Below are 3,444 nucleotides of genomic sequence, written 5' to 3'. Positions count from 1 at the left end.
TACCGTTCCAATATTATTTTCTGAGCATAAACTCCATTTTTAGAGAATATTTTAATGAAATATATTCCAAAAGGGAATTTAGAAAGATCAATTTGTCGCTTGTTTAGAGATGAGTATGAGCTAAGTTTCTTCCCAGTGTTATTGTATATCTCGATAATATCATATTCAGTCCCTTTAGGTATGTTAACTACCCCGTTACTAGGATTAGGGTAAATCAACTTTTTTATAATCGCACCCTTAGTTTCAATTCCAACTAAAGATTCGTGGTATTTAGCAATCATAATTCCTCTATAAGCGTACATGGAACTATTTCCAATTCCAACGTCTAATGAATCCTCCAAAATATATGATGTAGTAAATAAAGTTGAAGAGTCACCCAACGCCACAGATGAATTACCTCCTTGTGATCCTTTTCCATTATACGTATTGGCCCACAAGATATTCCCATCGGTATCAAACTCTGCAAAAAAGTTATTTCCGTAAGTTGATGAATCGGCTTGAAATAATAATCCATCTTCTGAAGGATCGATATCCATAATTCCTGTAAATCGACCAGCAATAAATAGATTATTGTCTTCGGAAATTTCTATGGATAATATGATTGGTCCATCTTGTTCGAAGATCTTGCCCCACACAAAATCTCCGAGGGAATCATATTTTGCAATAAACGGTTGTACAGAATTGTTGATTGGACTAATTAAATACTCAGATTGGCTCGGATCAAGATCGAAAGCAAGGGGAGTGCTACCCGTTCTGTACTGTTCTCCGTCCGATAACACGGATTTATTCAATGTACTATATCCATCAAATTGCTTAATCCAAGAAATTGTACCTCCATGGCTAATTTTAGTTGTGAAAATTCCTGGTAATATTGTTTCGTTTTCATCGGTGATAAATATTGTGTCTGATAGACTTCTTCCTGATATGTATATAAAGCTATCGTCAAGTTCCACGTCAGTCACGAAAACAGCTCCCTCGCCGCTATATATTTTTGCCCACTGTAGATTGGCTTGTGAATCGTATTTTGCAAGATACATTCCTACACCTTCTGGTGAAATGGCTTCAAATTCATTGCCTAAAGGATTTAGGTTTATTGTGTCATTGAATGATCCGGAAATATAAAAATTTCCAAGTTCATCAGGATGGATAAATTTTCCATTATCTTCTAATTCGTCCCCAATATTGAAGGCCCAATCGAGCTCTCCAGTTGAATTATATTTTGCAAAAAAAGCATCCTTAGACCCATTAGATGTTAAATTATATGGATTGTCAGATGGATCAAAATCTACAGTTCCAATGAAATTTCCTGTTACAAAAACATTACCAACGTTATCTATGTTAAAAGTTGCTAATTCATCATCCGCGTATCCTCCAATAGTAACGACCCAATCGAATTCTCCGTTTGGAAAGTATTTTGCTAAAAAGACATCATTTGAACCATTACCATATACAAACACCGAATCAGAACTGGGATCCATATCTACCGGAGAAAACGCTGTTACGATCAAGCCACTAACAATTAAGTTGTTGAATGGATCTGTTTTAATTAATTGATTAGCGGCATGATTAGGGTATTCACCCATCGGATACACCCACTCAGGCTCATAGATTTGAGCATAACTATTGAATGTGAATAATAGAAATATAGTAGCTAATAGCTTATTCAATATATGAATATTAGAATGATGTAAAATAGAACATTAATCCGGCTATTCACCCATCGGTACTGTTTGAACTATTTTGTACAAATAACTTTAGAACTTAGCACTCCTGTCGATGAAATTACTCTTACAACATACAACCCGGAAACTATATTGTTAGAATTAATAGTAATTGTAGTACCGGTAAAATGGTTACCTACATATATTTGTCTACCATTTATATCTAATAATTGAAGATTAATTTCTTCAGGATCACCTTCTTTATTTTTAGAAATCTCAACGTTTAAAATATTTGTAAAAGGGTTAGGGAACACAGTCATTTTTAGGTTGGAATCATATACGACCGAGTGTGTTTTTCTTTCTTCAATAATATTAGAATTTCTTCTAATATCAGTTGACTTGGCTATAGGATCTAATATTCCAAATTCACATTGGCTGTATTTAATAGTTAGCATATCGTAGTTAGATGAAACGTTTTGAGTTTTACCGGTTACGAATACATCTCCTTCTTCAGATAACGTAATCGCATTTGACCCATCGATCAATAAGGAACCTCCGTCAAATGATTCATTCCATTGAATTGATCCATCACTCATCGCATACTTAATTGTTATAACGTCATCAGAAGCGCCAACAGTCACATAAAGGTAATTTACCCCGACAGTCACACTTGCTAACGAGTTACTAGGATTGGAAATAGGGTAATCGGTACTCCAGGTTTCATTGCCATCGGCATCATATTTTGTTGTAGTAATAAAAAAGTTACCTCCAAAAGTTGTTTCTCCACTTACATAAGTTGAGCCTACTTCATCTACTTGAAGTGTTATGTCAGTGGCATTAGAGAAAAACTGAGCACTAGAATTATCATATTCTTTCCAAAGAAATAGACCATCATAGTCAAATTTTACTATCATCCATCTCCAGCTACTTGAAGATCCAACGATCCAGGTATTTCCCAAATTATCGATGACCATAGAATTAAAATAATCTTCTGAAGTTTCTCCCCCATGAGATGAACTCCATGTCACGTTACCCAGTTCATCGTACCTTACAACAGCGATGTTGCGTTTCAAAGAATTAAATATTTCTCCTCCTACAAAAATCCCATCATTAGTAGCAATTACCTTCTTTGCAAAGGATTCCTCCTGCAACGCATTTTCAATAGATCTTGTCCATATTTTAGTACCAGAAAGGGCATTATATTTAATTACTCCACCTCCACCAGCACTATAAATGTATTCATCGGAAGGGTCAATACTAATAGATTCACCACCCGCAGCAATATCATTCGAGATCCACATTTGATTTCCTTCGGAATCATACTTCGCAATTGTACTTGTGTATTCTGATAAAGAATTTGGTTCTGAAGTTCCGGTAATGTAGATATTGCCATAACCGTCAATAGAAATTGCTTTACCGTTATCGCTTAATCCAATTCCACTATTTATGGTTTGCTGCCATAGCATGTTTCCTGATTCACCGTTTAATTTTTGAATAACAATATCTGTATTGCCTAAGGCTTGATGTATTTTACCTACAGAATATACGTATCCTAAGGAATCCACTACAATGTCATTAAACTGATTATCTCCCTCAACATTTCCAAGTGTAACGTTATTCCAGCTTTCCGTAAAAAATGTTGGATCGGAACACCCTGAACTATCAGGCATTTCAATATTAGGAGGTGTTAAACCACCACATTCAGAGAGTTTCTGAAAATAATTGGAAGGGGTGATATCTCCATATCCATATAAACCATTGTTTAAAAGAGCGGATTGTTCAG

The 3,444-nt window shown here is 35.2% G+C and carries 2 protein-coding genes; both read right to left on the bottom strand.

What is annotated here, in order from left to right; translation table 11 throughout:
* Nucleotides 1–1,667, bottom strand: a 1,667-nt coding sequence (locus HRT72_02650; protein ID NQY66610.1) for a T9SS type A sorting domain-containing protein, incomplete at its 3' end; no start/stop codon positions are given.
* 68 nt (nucleotides 1,668–1,735) lie between these two features.
* Nucleotides 1,736–3,444, bottom strand: a 1,709-nt coding sequence (locus tag HRT72_02645) for a PQQ-binding-like beta-propeller repeat protein (protein ID NQY66609.1), incomplete at its 5' end; no start/stop codon positions are given.

It is taken from the genome of Flavobacteriales bacterium, from assembly GCA_013214975.1.
GTDB lineage: Bacteria > Bacteroidota > Bacteroidia > DT-38 > DT-38 > DT-38.
Note: the sequence above shows the minus strand (reverse complement) of the source record. Positions and strands in the feature narration are given on the sequence as shown.